This is a genomic window from Nitrosopumilaceae archaeon (assembly GCA_035631875.1).
Classification (GTDB): Archaea; Thermoproteota; Nitrososphaeria; order Nitrososphaerales; family Nitrosopumilaceae; genus TA-20.
Map to the genome: position 1 here is coordinate 464,694 of DASQHX010000009.1, position 14,399 is coordinate 479,092.

Here is a 14,399-nt window from a genome sequence, read left to right on the forward strand (position 1 = left end):
CAAACTATAGAACATCTAGTACCTAATCACACATGTTTTTGTTTAATTTTGGCGATCTAGTATCTCTATTAACTTCATATTGCTTCTTGTAGGCAAGTTGGCTACCCAAAAGAGCCAGAGTCGTTTTGGCGCGTTGGGTTATAATTCCGTAATCGGGGGTTTGAAGCCAAACCTCCATTCTTTTTAATTAAACACCGCTAGAATCTCTTTAATTTTAGCCGCCCCCGCCACACAAAATGACAATTTTTGGCGATTTCAAACTATGAAACACCCGTTCCGCTAGCCGTTCCGCTGTGACATTTCACGATGTCCCTGATAAAACATCTATTCTATAGAGATGGCATGTCAAAACAACAATACAGATCGGAAATGGGCATAATTTCCGATATTTTAGGTGTAACCATGGACGGAGGTACACAAGGCGTAATTGTATCTGCTATCTCTAGACGAGCAAACCTATCACACTATGCAGTGCTCGAAAAGTGTCAAAAACTAATTGATGCAGGCCTAGTAGAGTCAATGAAGGACAACAGAAACCGCCTCTTTGTGATTACCGAAAAAGGAATCAGATTCTTCCAAGAATTCCAAAGATTCCAGAATATTGTCCAAATGATGAACCTAAGGTATTAAATTATGGAACAAAGGGCACAGTTGGTCCAAGAAGAGCATGCATTGCCTGAAGGAATGCTTTTTGTAAGGATCACATATATTCTGTCAACGATGGTAAATGCACCTGTCGTAGCGGTATGCTTTTTCTTAGTAGCGATCTCGTCATTTGCTCAATATTCATTTAGTTCTAGTTCAACTAAGGTACTTGACTTTACCATTTATGCAGACGGCACTACTCATGTTTTTTATCAAATCAACGTGGATGAACAATCGCCAGATGCTACAGTAGATCTGTTTGGAAATACAACTGATAACTTTGTCGCTCAGGATGAAAATGGAACTTTACTTTCCAGTAAAATTAACACAAATTCGGTAACAATCCAAACACTTGGAGCTTCTTTGGTTAAAATTGATTATGATACAGCTGATCTTGTGACAAAAAGTGGTAAGACATGGACATTTCATGTTGATTCGCCCACCGATTTCTCTCTAGCTTTACCAAAAAATACAGTAATTGTTGGAATGAGTACATATCCGCTTAATATGCAAATTGTTGATAATCAATCTCTTATCACTCTTCCAAGTGGCTCTGCTGACATTAGCTATGTATTTGGAGTTTTGGGTACGAACCAAACTGCTACACTTGCTATAGCAAAAGCTCAAGATTTTATTAACAATATTAATTCAGAAGGAATCAAGACACCATTGGCTGCTGCAAAACTTGCAGATGCTAATTCCGCATTCAGTCAAGGCAAGTATTCAAATGCAGAGGTTCTTGCTAATGATGCAAAGAACACAGCTTCTCAAGAACAACAAACAGCTCTTTCAAATTCAAAACCAATACCATCAGATAATACTCCAATTTTAATTGGTGGTGGCATTGCAGGAGCTGTTGCAATATCTGTTGTTTTGATCAAAAGAACAAAAAATAGCAAACCAGTTAAGACAAGCGAACTTTCAAAGAATGATAATTTTGTAGTACCAGACAAGGAAACAATTTTTAGACTCAAACCTGAATTGCGCCAAGAGGACAAAGATATCGTGACATTTATCTCTGAAAATGGGGGACAGGCTTATGAAAGCGAACTACGTAAAAAATTCCTTTTGCCACGAACAACAACTTGGCGTGCAGTAAAACGCCTTGAAAGAGAAGGGATTGTTGAAATAGAAAAAGTAGACCAACAAAATCTCATTAAACTACGAAAAATGCAGGGGGAAAATCAAGAATGAAATCATTAGCATTTGTTTTACTTGTTTTGGTTGGAAGCCTAGTATTGACAAATTTACCAGCACCATCTTATGCTGATCCAAACCTTGATGTCCTACTAAGAATTGCAACCCAAGCAAGAGATAATATCAATATCCAATTATCCCAACTTCCAACAGTATCTAATGAAATTAACCAACTCTATAAACAAGGCTCAGAAGAAACAGATGCGTTATCGCAATCAGTTTCACAAGCAGATCAAGCTTCCTCTAAGGAACACTTTCTTTCTGCAATGAAAATATTCAAGGAGGTAAATGATAAGATATCATCTCTTACACCTATTATCACAAGTAAACAATCACCTCAAATTGATACGTTACAATTAAGAAGTGAAATCAACAGAATACAAAATCTTGGAAACAATTTAGAGAGAATTGCCGTAACTAATAATGTGGAAATAGATTTCACTAAATTTAATCAAACAATGCAAGATGCAAGACAAAACCTTGATGCTGCAAATGCCGATCAAGTAAATAAAGATCTTGAAACTGCAAATCAACTCCTCCTTGATGCTCATCAACTTCTTGCAGATGCTGCAAAAAAGAAAGAATCAGATCGAGCTAAAGACTTTACAGAAAAACAAATTCAAAGACTAAGTCAGGTAAAAGAAATCAATCCAATACAAAATCTAACACAATCATCGACTCCTTTCACTACACCTGTACCTCAAGTCATTAACGAAAGTCAGGTAAAAGAAATCAATCCAATACAAAATCTAACACAATCATCGACTCCTTTCACTACACCTATACCTCAAGTCATTAACGAAAGTCAGACAGGAAGTATACCTGGTATGATTGTTCAACTCAAGCAGCTTGTTTCAGAAGGTAAAATTGACGAAGCACTAAAATTGATAAAATTAATTGAGGCTCTACAAAATCAAAAGACAAGTTTCCAATTGCCACCACCAACTCAAACACCAAATGCAACACAGCTAGCTAATGTGAATAATCTAAATACTACAGAAATAACGAATCCAGGTAACAACTCAACTGTAACAAAACAGAATAACCAAACACAATCAGGGACAGTAAATAATGTAAATAATCCTAATATAACAAATCCAATCAATAACTCAACCACATCAAATCAGGTTACCCCACCATCATCCCATACACAAACTCCAATACCTAACACTCTGCCATCTCATACTCAACATACAACAAACTCCACACAGACCGCAACTAGTTCCACAACATCTCCAACTAGTTCTACAATATCTCTAACTGTAAATTCAGTTGATTTATCAGGAAATAAAATTGCAGGTATGTGGATTGAACTCCGTGATCCAAGTGATAAAGTATTAAAGAATGGATACGCTCCGATATCTTTCTCAGTACCATCTAGTACTCAATATGTTATTTATGCATCAAATTGGCAGAACATTGTCTTTAATCATTGGGATAACGGAAATACAAATCAATATAGAACAATTACACCAACACATAGTATGACTTTAACCGTATACTATTCTACAGTCAGTGCAACTCCATCTAAAACAACACATGGCGATCACGAGAAACATCATAATAAAGAACAAGATTAAATCATCATCTACGAAAATTTCTGCTCACAACGTGGTACAAAACTTACATAAACTTCATATATGTTTTTCAAAACAACTCATCACATGACTTCTAAACAAATGTCTGTTGGTATAGGTATACCAATGATTGTGGTTGGAGCTTTGCTGGCAGTCTTTCTTGCACCAACACAAATTCAACTTAAAGACACGATTGAGTTCATAGGAAGTCTCATTGGAATACTTGGTGTGGTAATTTTTATAGCAGGACTTTTTGTGAGAAAAACACCACAAATAACATCCTAAGTCTTTACTATTCCAACAGAGATGAGGTATTGAATTTCAGCTGTAAATTCCTTGTCTGAGATCAATCCATTTGTCCACCAGTTTACATTTGTTTTAATCCATCCTGGTATTTTCACATTAGAATTAGATTCATTAGAGGTTATAGGAGCTTGAATTATTCCTTGTCTTATTAGATAGTTTATTCCTGTTGCAAAGTCAGTATTGTTAAAAAGATCTTCAGACCACCATTTGGCACTGTTTTTCACCCAAGTTGGTATAGTTATTTCATCTACATTTCCTAATGGAGAAAATTTTTGAACATCATTATTTGCCTTATCAATTACATATACATTATTTTTTGAATCAATAGCTAATCCAACTGGATCTGCAAACTGCTCAGGACCAATACCAAATGAACCCCAACTAACTAGAAATGTTCCATCAGAATCAAACTTTTGTATTCTGTAATTATTTGTGTCTGCAACATAGATGTAACCATTGGAATCTATTGCTATGGAATTAGGATTGTTAAATCTACCTTCTTCAGTACCTGTAGAACCAAAATAATTGATAAAATCTACGTTATTATTATATTTCAAAATTCTATTCGTATCTGAGGTTACAACATAAAAATTATTTTGAGAATCAAAAACAATTGAATTTGCTGCAGTAAAGTTTCCACCATAGGTAAGAGCAGGGTGTAATTCATCTTTGTATTTTCCATTAAGATCAAATATTTGGATTTTATTTGTTCCAGAATCTAAAACAAAAATGTTCCCATCTCTATCTTCAGATATAGAAACGGGCGTATGAAACATTCCTGGAATCTCACCATATGTTCCCCATGCTAATACAAAGTTTCCATTTTTATCAAATTTTTCTATTCGCGCATTTCCAGTGTCAGATATGTAAACATATTTTTGATCAACTAAAATTCCAGATGGATTTTGAAATTGTCCATTTCCTGATCCAAATGATCCCCAAGACAAAAGCGGCTTTCCAGCAGAGTCAAACTTCTTAATTTGTGAATTTCCAGAATCCACTACGTAGATGTTGTCAGTAGAATCTATCGTGATAGCCTTGGGATTCTTGAAATTAACATTAGTGCCAGAACCAAAAGTAGTAATTAATTTTGGTTTACTAAACTTAAAAGATGAAACAGTGTCAATGTTTTCTATAGAAAGACCCTGCACAAAGAATGTTGCAGTTCTTGTGGCACCTCCATAATCAATATACATATTCCATGTTCCTTGCACGTCATTTTTGTCAATTTTATGGGGAATAATAATATCTCCTGATTTCATTGGCACAGTGGTTTTGATACTCTGTTTTCCATTTGGATCTACAAACCAGAAACCTATGGAATTTGTAATCAAACTTGTAGTGTGAATTTTTGCACCAATAATCTCACCTGGTCTGTATTTCAATTTGTCAAGGAAAATTTCTAAATCAATATTTGGTTTTAGAGTAGATCTTGCTGTCACTTGAAATGATTTTTTTTGAGTGATTCCAGCATATTGTATTTCCAAATTATAGGTTCCAGGTTTGGTTGTAATATTTTCTAGGTGTAAATTTGTATTAACTGAAGTAACTGGAAATGTACTGGATGTAGTATTACCTAAAGGATCGGTGATTTTCATTGCACCACTTGATTCTTTTACTCTTGTAAATAAGAGGTGTAGATTAACACCATCTCCTGTATCATATACTTGCTTATCTGTTTGCAAAAAAATTGTCATAAGATTTCTTACATCATCTATTAGAAATGGTACTTCAACAGAAATGTTGTAATATTGAATCTTGAACTTATATTCTCCTGGAGGATTATCGTTATCAATAATTTCACTTATTGGAAAATTGTATACCGTACTATATTGAAAGGGCATTATGTCAACTTGCCTCAAATTCTTTACAAAATTACCATTACTGTCATAAAAATTCAAATGAAAAACTTGTGCTTTTGTAGCAACAGGAATGTAATATGATGTAGTGATGTTTATTTTCATAATATCAGGTTCATAGTAAAGTTCTTTGTCTGGTATTACAATAAGTTTGATAGGTTCTACCTTAAACGAAACTGTCTGCTTTATTCCATTATACGTATAATCTATTGACCAATTGCCAAAGTAATTATCAAATGCATTTCTTAAAATCTGATGAATTCCTTTGCCTCCTTTGAACTGATCAAGGGAACCAGAAATGCTAGAACCATCAGGCCTATGTGCTACCCATGATACGGATCCCACACCATATCCATGTATGTTTAGATCTACACTGATGTTATCATTTGGACCAAAATCATCAGATTCTGGAACAGCATCTATTGTGATTGCATGAGCTTCTTGAGGAATTAGAAAAATTAATGTTAAGAAAAGTAAACCTGCACAAAGTATGATTTTCACTACATCATTTTTCTATTTTGAACAAATAAATCATTTTAGTTACTCAGGCATAGATCCAATTGAATAAATATTGAAAAACTACAGATCGATTGCTTGAAAGTAAGACTATTTGAGATATTCACTTCACTTGAAGGAGAAGGGATACTATATGGAACAAAGACGCTTTTTGTAAGACTAGCAGGTTGTCCTTTCAAATGTTTTTACTGTGACACTAAAGACTCCTTACCAATGGATTCTGGACAGGAATACACCATTGACGAAGCTTGTAAACTAATAGAAAATAATTTGGAAAAAAATACATACAAAGTCAATTTTACAGGAGGTGATCCTTTGCTTCAATCTGAAGCAGTCTCAGAAATGGCAAAGTTTGCTAAGGCGAAAAAAATTCCAACTTATCTTGAATCATCATGTTATGACTCGAAAAGATTTTCCCAAGTTCTTCCATATCTTGATTACATCAAAATTGAATTTAAGACACCAGAATCAGAATTTGTTGATCCAAAACATTATTCTAAACTTTTAGAAAATGAATTACAATGCCTTACCCTGGCAGTAAATTCAAAAAAAATTACCTACATCAAAGTCGTAATAAATTCAAAAACTCAACTTGGACCATTTAAAAAGCTACTAGAGAAGATTTTTACTAGTACTTCTAAATCGAAAATTGCAGGATTTATAATACAGCCAACCTATGGTATAGCAGAGCCAAGTTTGAAACAGCTTCTTAGTTTTTATGATGCAGTTTATCCATATTATAATGAAGCACGAATAATTCCGCAACTTCATAAATTCATAGGTGCACCATGATGAATAAAGATAGAATAAGACGACTAGTAAGAGAACTAATAGCCGAAATAGGCGAAGATCCTACTCGTGAGGGTCTGGTGGATACTCCCGCCAGAATTGCAGACATGTACACAGAAATTTTCAATGGTTATGACGCCGAATCTGAACTATCTGTCAAATTCTCTGAAGATTCTGATGTAATTATTGCAAAAGATATTCAATTTTATTCAATGTGTGAACATCATATGTTGCCTTTTTTTGGAAAGATTGCTATAGCATATTCGCCAAATGGAAAAGTTTTTGGAATCTCAAAATTAGTTAGACTCGTAGAAAAATATACTAAAAGATTGCAAATACAAGAAAGGATTACAAAAAACATTGCAGATGAATTGTATTCAGAAGGAGTAAAGGGAGTTATTGTGATCACAGAAGGAGAACATCTTTGTATGAAAATGCGTGGTGTTGAAAATGATGCCAAAGTAACTACCGTTGCATATAGAGGAATTTACGACAAAAAAGAAGCCAGAACAGACATACTGGGTATGATTTACAATGCCAGCTCACAAACTAAAATAATCTAATTTTTTGAAAAAACTAAATAATAACGTCTAAACTACAGCAAAACATGGGTGTACACAATAATGCACATGTACCAAAAGAATCGTTTCCTACATTCCTATGGTATGCCCTTGAATTCTTTATTGTGTTAGGAGCAGCTATTGGAATTTCATTGAATTCCATGAGTTATTTTCAAAAAATAGGATTTACAGAAGACATGACTGATTGGATATTTTGGGGAATAATTGGTGCAGTCTTTCTTGTCTATTATCTGATTGTACGAAATTTTATTTTGAAAAGACCTATTTTATCAAAAATCTAAAGTAAATCTAGTTTCTATACTCTGTTTTATCATATATTCTGGCTTTAAGAAATGCAGCTTTTCTATTGCTACATGATTCACAGCTACCGCAATGAATTTTGACATTGGCATAACAACTCCAAGTTTTGAAGATTTCATCTCCAAGTCTTTTATAACCAATTTTTAGAAGATCACTTTTTGACAAACCGACCATAAAAGGAGTCCACACATTGATTTTCTTTCTAAGATTTTGCTTTATTCCATCAATTTCACCTTCATTAAATGCCCGTTCAATTAGTCTACTAAAGGAAGGTCTACAATCCGGATATCTTTGATCACCCTTATGGGCACCATATGCTACTAATTGAGCATTTTTTGAAAATGCCCATGCAGAAGCAATTGAGAGAAAAACAGCATTTCTTATAGGAACTACAACAGAATAATCAAACTTGGAAGGAATTTTCATTTTTGAGTTTGTGAGCGCATTTGTTTTCTCGTAAAGTTCTTTCATGAACTCTATATTTACAATTTTATGCTCTGCTAATTTTAAATTTTTTGCAAAATGTTTTGCTATTTTTATTTCTTGATCTGCCTTTTGACCATATGAAAAAGTAATTGCATGAAGTTCAAACCTAGATTTCAAATGTATTGCAGTGCAAACGGAATCTAATCCTCCACTAAAAATTATTATTGCTTTTTTCAATTTGAATGCTATTGTTTTATGCCAAATAAATTGCTTGATTATGCTATAGTAAGTAATGCTGCACCGCATAATATCAAAACAGCACCCATCCCGACACGTATTATTCCACGTTTTTGAACTATTTCTTTAAAATATAATATTCCCCAAGATACTGCAAAAAGGGTAGCTGTTTGAGAAATTGGATATGCTATTGTTATGCCTATCATGCCAACAGCAATTAACACTGATAGACTACCAATATTAAAAAGAGTTCCAGAAATGACTCCAGCAATAGTCTCCTTTTTGATAAATCTTCTCGCAAAGAAAAACAAAGGTATACCAATCATAAAAATGGAAAGACTTGACGAAAAAAACCCTGTTTGTAGAGTATGAGTTGCTTGCATTGGAATAACATAAGAGCCTCCTATCAAACCTCCAGCTGCCGCTACTATGTATCCTTTTTTTTGTATTGATGGATTTCTAGCTCCATTAGTTACAAATGGTAATCCGCATAGTAAAAGTCCTATTGCTATCAATGCAAGAATTAATGAATTAAATTTTTCACCAAAAAATAAAACTCCCCACGTAAATGACGCTATAATACTAAATCCTGCAAGAAAAGGCGATGTTCTTGCAAGTCCGATTAGTCTTACTGCATATAGAGCTAGAATATTACTGACAGTCCAAATTATGCCAGCTACAAAACCGCTTAACTGTAATTCAAAACCCCAGAAAAAACCAATTGGGATGGCAAAAAGAAGAACGCCTATAGAAGTTGCTCCTTGTAGTTGCCAGACATTTGTGATGCCTACTTTTCTAACTGATACAAAAAAAGTTCCCCAGTTTATAGCTGCAAGGACAGCAAAAAGCAGACCCAAATATATCAAGTTAGTTTCTTTGTAAAAATTGTGTTATAACTCGTTTTCTATCATCAGATGACTCGTCCAAAGTTTAATTTCTAGAACGTTAATTTTCTGTCATGACACCAAAATATCTTCAGGTTGAAAAAGATGGCGAAATTGTATTAATCACAATAAACAGACCAGAGAAACTTAATGCATTAAATCTTGAAGTAATGAATGAATTTATTTCAATATTAGATGATTTAGAAAAAGACTCGTCAAAGGTAGTTATTATTACCGGTGCTGGACAAAAGGCATTCTCTGCAGGAGCTGATATTGAATATATGAGTAAAATAGGATCATCGGAAGCAGAAAAATACGCATTGAAAGGACATGAGGTACTCAATAAGATTGAAAAACTGGAAAAACCAGTCATTGCGGCAATTAATGGTTACGCACTTGGTGGGGGTTGTGAGCTTGGTCTTGCATGTGACATTAGGTTCGCTTCTCCAAATGCTCAACTTGGTCAACCTGAAGTTACAATAGGTATCTGTCCAGGGTGGGGTGGCACTCAAAGACTTTTACGAATTATAGGACCTGCTAGGGCAAAGGATCTAATATTTACAGGAAGAAAAATTAATGCAGAAGAAGCTCTTGTAATGGGTTTGGTAAATAAAATAATTTCAAATGAAAATCTTATTTCAGAATCAAAAGCATATGCAAAAAATATAATAAAAAACAGTAGTTTTGCTATTGGTATATCAAAGATGCTTGTTAACAAAGGAATGGATGCAAATCTAGATACTGGTTTAAAGCTTGAAATCTATTCTTGGTCTCTTTGCTTTTCAAGTAAAGAAAGAGAAGAAAGAATGCGAGCGTTTGTAGAAAAAAATAACTAAAGTATTATTGTACCTTTACTTGGTTTGCATATGATTGTTTGACATTTTGTTTTTGCAGATTTGAATCCTATTTCCATAGCAGTACAAATCTTTTTTACATTGGATGTCTGCAAAGCAAAGGCAATAACAGATGGTCCCGCACCACTTATCGTGAAACCAAGCGCTCCAGCTCGAAGGGCATTTTCTTTTACTTGAATAAATCCTGGAATCATGTGTTGCCTTGCAGGTTCCACTATTATGTCTCTTACAGAACTCCCAATCATCAATGTATCTTGTTTCATAAATCCTGCTGTCATTGCTGCGGCATTTGAGAGATTATGGACGTGATCTGAAAGCTTGATTTGTTTTGGTAGAACACCTCTAGAAACTTGAGTCTTCTTTGGTGGTATGACAAGTTTGGGAATTGCAACACAAAGAACCAGATCCTTAGGTGGCTCTATTCTTATTATATTAAGTGGATTTGTTCTCACTATAACAAAACCGCCAAGTAACGCTGCTGCTACATTATCATAATGAATAGAACCCGCACTGGCTTTCTCTCCCATACCTGCAAATTCTACAAGAGCTTTTGCATCAAGATTAAGATCAAATAACGCATCAAAAGCTACAGCAGCGGCAGCAGCTGACGCTGCACTGCTTCCCATTCCAAAGCCTGCAGGTACTCCTTTGTTAATTTTTAAAACTAGACCAGATTTGATCTTGAATTTTTTTGCCATTTCTTTTACAACCAATCCGGCAGAGTTTTTTTCTGGTACAATGGGAATAGAGTCAGAAGTTTGAATTTTAATTCCATTATTACCTTTTTCAAGTTGTATTTTATCATAATAGGCATCAAGTGCAAGACCAAACACATCAAAGCCGGGACCCAAGTTTGCAGTAGAAGATGGAGATTTTACAATAACTTTAGAGACCATTACTCTTCTATCTCCTCTCCCAAATTAAGAATTCTGCTCAACGCAGCCTCAAGATTAATCATTCCTTCAGTAGTTGTATTTGAAATTGGAATTAGTCCTTGGGAAAATCCACCAACATTCAAACTTCTTAAAATATTCATCACAAGAGTGTAGCTTTCCCCATCTGATTGTTTAGATATTGCTTCTTCAAGACTGTTCAGATTTGAAGACCATTTTAAAATATCTCTAATTCGGTCTTCTATCAGATCAATTTTTGTTAAGACATTAACGAAAGGCAAATTTAATCTAAGTTTGATTGACGAAGCAAGAAGTGCCATTGAAACAAAATTAGTTGGTGTGGTAACAAGTGAACCATCATGTAGAAATATTGCACCTTTTTGTTCCACATTAAAATTTTGTACAAAAAAAGGACCACTTGTTCTATATGCAAAAAGCTCTATCTGTCCTGGCGTATCAACTATCAAATAGTCTGGATTTACATTATCAACGTCTCTTTGAAGTTCATCAATTTTTGATGCAATTAGATCACTTGCCATTATCATTGCACCATTAGGTCCCAAATCGTACTGTTTCATTACTGAGATAAGATCTACATAGTCTCTAACATCAACATCACAAGTATATGGTAAATTTTCTACTCCTGGATCCAAATTTAAAACACCAGCAAAATTACCATTCTTTGTATAATAATCAAATAAGTTTGCCGTGAGTAATGATTTCCCGGAACCAGCAGTACCAATAATAAAAATGGCTTTCATTTTGACTAATAGCTATTTTTATGTTCAGCTTATATTTCCATCCCTAAATAATGCAGACAATGAATTGGAAAATACTGGCAATTCCAGTAAGTGTAATCCCTTTTGTTTTAATTGCTGTTACCTTTAACATAAGTCTTAATTCTCTTTTTGCTATAGGTCTTCTTCCTTTTGTTGGTGCTGCACTTGCTATGTGTTGTAAATTGTTTACACAAGGTCTAAAATTCAATTATTTAGTAAAAAAATTTCTTGGACCTGTAGAGGCTAATTGGAAAACAATCTCAGTAAGAATTGGAAGCGAGTTTGTTACATCTACCACTCCATCATTTGTAGGTGGAGAATTGGCTAGAATAATGTGGTTAAATAAGAGAGGTATTCCAATTGGTAAAGCATCCTGGGTTACGATAATGGAAATTGTTACCGAAGTATTAGTAGCAGGAACTTTTGCTCTTACTGCAGCTGTATTTTCATTTCTTAACGGTGCATATGTTATTGGGATCACAATAGTTGCAATAAGTTTGCCTGTCACTGGATTGTGGTGTACACTATTTTTTTTATCATCTAAAAGAACTTTTCAAATTCCTTCATGGGCTACAAAACTTGCTAAACGTTCTGGAAGAGAACGCATAGTGAACTCGCTTGATAAAACAAATCTTTGGATGAAAGAGATTTGTGACATGAGTAGAGAAACATTACACAATAAGCAAGCAAAAAAAGCCTTTGCTGTATCAATTATTATTTCTGTCTTTACTTGGGGATTTTATGGATTATCATTTATGATAATTGCAAACAATGCAGGTTATGTCATAGATTTCTTTCACTCCCTTATGGCTGCGATGGCTTCAAACGCTATAGGAAACTTACCCATTACAATTGGCGGATCAGGTCTTACAGAATTTGCAATCTGGGCGTATCTTGGACATCTTAATACATTGACCTTTGAGGCAGCAAAAAACAGTCTTCAATGGAATGTTGTAATAGGCTGGAGGATTGCAACTTATCATGTTGGCCTTGTTATAAGCTGGATATTCTTGATGAAAATTGTGTATCCAGGCATAAAAAATACAAAAACTGTATAGAAACCACTTTATTTTCAAAGACTCTTTTTTGTTTTAATGGATTATGCCAACAAAGTAGTTGTAATCACTGGAGCTTCTAGCGGTATTGGCGAAGAATCTGTAATAGAATTTGCCAAACGAAAAAGCAAAGTAGTATTGGTTTCACGAAATAAACAAAATCTTGAAGTTGTAGCAGAAAAAATTAAAAAATATAATTCTGAATTCCTGGTTTATCCCTGCGATATATCCAAGAAAGATGAGGTTGAAAAAATGGGCAGAGATGTTCTAGAAAAGTTTGGTAGAATCGATGTTTTAGTTAATAATGCAGGTTTTGGCATTTACAGTCCAATACATGAATCAAAAATTGAAGAAATAGAATCTCAAATGGCTACAAACTATTTTGGTATGATTTATTGTATAAAGATATTCCTGCCAAAAATGCTAGAGCAAAAATCAGGACATATAGTAAATGTGGCATCAGTTGCTGCAAGTTTCGGCATTCCTGGAATTGCACCATATTGTGCATCCAAGTTTGCCATGTTAGGTTTCTCAGAAGGCCTTTATCATGAGCTAAAGGGAACTGGGGTGGGAATTACTGTCGTCAGTCCTATTATGGTTAAAACTAATTTTTTAAAACATCAATCTTTCAAATCTTTCCCAAAATATTCATCAATGTCACTTAGTTCTAGTGCTGTTGCTAAAGCAATAGTGAGAGCATCATCTTCGCCAAGACTAGAGATCATAATTCCATCGGTTGTTAGAATTGCAGTCTGGTTCAAACAAACATTTCCTTATCTAATCAATCCAATTATTGGTACAGCTTTTAGAAAGTCAATGAAAGCAAGAAAAGTATCCTAAATTAACCTGTAATGGATTATTCTTCTTCCTCAGATTCTGATGAACTTGAAGTACCAGAATCCACATCCATTGCTTCAAGTTGTGTGAGCTCAAACTGGTAAATTGCATCCATATCTATCTCCATCTCTTTTTTTAGAAGATCTATTAGTTTTTTACTCAATGGTGCCTTTACAGAATTAAATGTAAATTCATAGACAACACCCTTCAGTAGATCTGCAGCCTTGGTTTTTTTTGGTAAATCTAATGTTATGATACGTCTTCCATCCTCAACTTCCTCATACAATTGAGCATCAATTTTATTATCTTTATCATAGATCTCAAGTATGTAACCAGTCCTAGTTAGAGACTCAGGTTTGCCGAATTTTGCATTCTTTATTTCATCTTGAGCCCATTTTGGAAGTTCTTTTGCCATTTTAATCTCACTCTAAAAACTAACTCTGTTTTTCTTTTTTACTTGATGTCCACCAATCTCTATATTCATCGTGCTTGTCCTCCCTTGTTTTCTCACGACGATTTAATCTATCTCTGATATCACTTATTTGTTCTCTAGTTGCATAAAGTCCACATTTTTTACAGATAAAATGTTTCGTGTTAAGATCAAATTTCATCTCTATTTGTACTTCCTTGGCTGCGCACTCCGGACAATCAGTCAATGACGCCA

Annotated in this window: 17 protein-coding genes; 10 read left to right on the plus strand and 7 right to left on the minus strand. The window is 34.3% G+C overall.

What is annotated here, in order from left to right:
* Nucleotides 1-342: 342 nt before the first annotated feature.
* The 4 genes from VEU72_04685 (at nucleotide 343) to VEU72_04700 (ending at nucleotide 3,704) form a co-directional block, all read left to right on the plus strand.
* On the plus strand, nucleotides 343-630 hold the full coding sequence (locus VEU72_04685; GenBank protein ID HYL66428.1) for a winged helix-turn-helix domain-containing protein: 288 nt from the start codon (nucleotides 343-345) through the stop codon (nucleotides 628-630).
* A 3-nt stretch (nucleotides 631-633) separates the two neighbouring features.
* On the plus strand, nucleotides 634-1,839 hold the full coding sequence (locus VEU72_04690) for a MarR family transcriptional regulator (GenBank protein ID HYL66429.1): 1,206 nt from the start codon (nucleotides 634-636) through the stop codon (nucleotides 1,837-1,839).
* Complete coding sequence (locus tag VEU72_04695; protein HYL66430.1) at nucleotides 1,836-3,422, plus strand: hypothetical protein; 1,587 nt, start codon at nucleotides 1,836-1,838, stop codon at nucleotides 3,420-3,422. The genes VEU72_04690 and VEU72_04695 overlap by 4 nt, the downstream gene beginning before the upstream one ends.
* An 84-nt stretch (nucleotides 3,423-3,506) precedes the next feature.
* On the plus strand, nucleotides 3,507-3,704 hold the full coding sequence (locus tag VEU72_04700) for a hypothetical protein (GenBank protein ID HYL66431.1): 198 nt from the start codon (nucleotides 3,507-3,509) through the stop codon (nucleotides 3,702-3,704).
* Here the strand turns inward: VEU72_04700 and VEU72_04705 are convergent.
* On the minus strand, nucleotides 3,701-6,085 hold the full coding sequence (locus VEU72_04705) for a 6-bladed beta-propeller (protein ID HYL66432.1): 2,385 nt from the start codon (nucleotides 6,083-6,085) through the stop codon (nucleotides 3,701-3,703). The genes VEU72_04700 and VEU72_04705 overlap by 4 nt on opposite strands.
* 93 nt (nucleotides 6,086-6,178) lie before the next feature.
* On the opposite strand from VEU72_04705, the gene VEU72_04710 reads away from it, so the two are divergent.
* From VEU72_04710 to VEU72_04720, 3 genes are read left to right on the plus strand one after another with little or no spacing between them, the layout of a single operon-like run.
* Nucleotides 6,179-6,892: a 7-carboxy-7-deazaguanine synthase QueE gene (locus tag VEU72_04710; GenBank protein HYL66433.1), complete on the plus strand. Its 714-nt coding sequence runs from the start codon at nucleotides 6,179-6,181 to the stop codon at nucleotides 6,890-6,892.
* Entirely contained in the window at nucleotides 6,892-7,452 is a 561-nt protein-coding gene (gene folE, locus VEU72_04715) for a GTP cyclohydrolase I FolE (protein HYL66434.1), read from the plus strand. The genes VEU72_04710 and folE overlap by 1 nt, the downstream gene beginning before the upstream one ends.
* 44 nt (nucleotides 7,453-7,496) lie before the next feature.
* Entirely contained in the window at nucleotides 7,497-7,751 is a 255-nt protein-coding gene (locus VEU72_04720) for a hypothetical protein (GenBank protein HYL66435.1), read from the plus strand.
* 7 nt (nucleotides 7,752-7,758) lie between these two features.
* On the opposite strand, the gene VEU72_04725 is transcribed toward VEU72_04720, so the two are convergent.
* Together VEU72_04725 and VEU72_04730 are read right to left on the minus strand one after the other, a co-directional pair.
* Nucleotides 7,759-8,433 carry a 7-cyano-7-deazaguanine synthase gene (locus tag VEU72_04725; protein HYL66436.1) on the minus strand — a complete coding sequence of 225 codons (675 nt, stop codon included), beginning with the start codon at nucleotides 8,431-8,433 and terminating at the stop codon, nucleotides 7,759-7,761.
* A gap of 38 nt (nucleotides 8,434-8,471) precedes the next feature.
* Nucleotides 8,472-9,299, minus strand: a complete 828-nt coding sequence (locus VEU72_04730; protein HYL66437.1) for a GRP family sugar transporter — start codon at nucleotides 9,297-9,299, stop codon at nucleotides 8,472-8,474.
* 92 nt (nucleotides 9,300-9,391) lie between these two features.
* On the opposite strand from VEU72_04730, the gene VEU72_04735 reads away from it, so the two are divergent.
* Nucleotides 9,392-10,153: an enoyl-CoA hydratase-related protein gene (locus tag VEU72_04735; protein ID HYL66438.1), complete on the plus strand. Its 762-nt coding sequence runs from the start codon at nucleotides 9,392-9,394 to the stop codon at nucleotides 10,151-10,153.
* Here VEU72_04735 and VEU72_04740 read toward each other — a convergent pair.
* Both VEU72_04740 and VEU72_04745 read right to left on the minus strand, forming a co-directional pair.
* Nucleotides 10,150-11,067 carry a homoserine kinase gene (locus tag VEU72_04740; GenBank protein HYL66439.1) on the minus strand — a complete coding sequence of 306 codons (918 nt, stop codon included), beginning with the start codon at nucleotides 11,065-11,067 and terminating at the stop codon, nucleotides 10,150-10,152. The genes VEU72_04735 and VEU72_04740 overlap by 4 nt on opposite strands.
* Complete coding sequence (locus VEU72_04745; GenBank protein HYL66440.1) at nucleotides 11,067-11,825, minus strand: ATP/GTP-binding protein; 759 nt, start codon at nucleotides 11,823-11,825, stop codon at nucleotides 11,067-11,069. The genes VEU72_04740 and VEU72_04745 overlap by 1 nt, the downstream gene beginning before the upstream one ends.
* A gap of 59 nt (nucleotides 11,826-11,884) precedes the next feature.
* On the opposite strand from VEU72_04745, the gene VEU72_04750 reads away from it, so the two are divergent.
* Nucleotides 11,885-12,901, plus strand: a complete 1,017-nt coding sequence (locus tag VEU72_04750; protein ID HYL66441.1) for a lysylphosphatidylglycerol synthase transmembrane domain-containing protein — start codon at nucleotides 11,885-11,887, stop codon at nucleotides 12,899-12,901.
* Nucleotides 12,902-12,937: 36 nt separating this feature from the next.
* Nucleotides 12,938-13,738 (plus strand): SDR family NAD(P)-dependent oxidoreductase, encoded by an 801-nt coding sequence (locus tag VEU72_04755; protein ID HYL66442.1) that lies wholly within the window; start codon nucleotides 12,938-12,940, stop codon nucleotides 13,736-13,738.
* A 16-nt stretch (nucleotides 13,739-13,754) separates the two neighbouring features.
* Here the strand turns inward: VEU72_04755 and VEU72_04760 are convergent, their stop codons facing one another.
* Together VEU72_04760 and VEU72_04765 are read right to left on the minus strand one after the other, a co-directional pair.
* The gene (locus VEU72_04760) at nucleotides 13,755-14,150 is read right to left on the minus strand and encodes a hypothetical protein (GenBank protein ID HYL66443.1); all 396 of its coding nucleotides are present in this window, start codon (nucleotides 14,148-14,150) and stop codon (nucleotides 13,755-13,757) included.
* Between the two features lie 19 nt (nucleotides 14,151-14,169).
* On the minus strand, nucleotides 14,170-14,391 hold the full coding sequence (locus VEU72_04765) for a hypothetical protein (protein ID HYL66444.1): 222 nt from the start codon (nucleotides 14,389-14,391) through the stop codon (nucleotides 14,170-14,172).
* Nucleotides 14,392-14,399 lie beyond the last annotated feature (8 nt).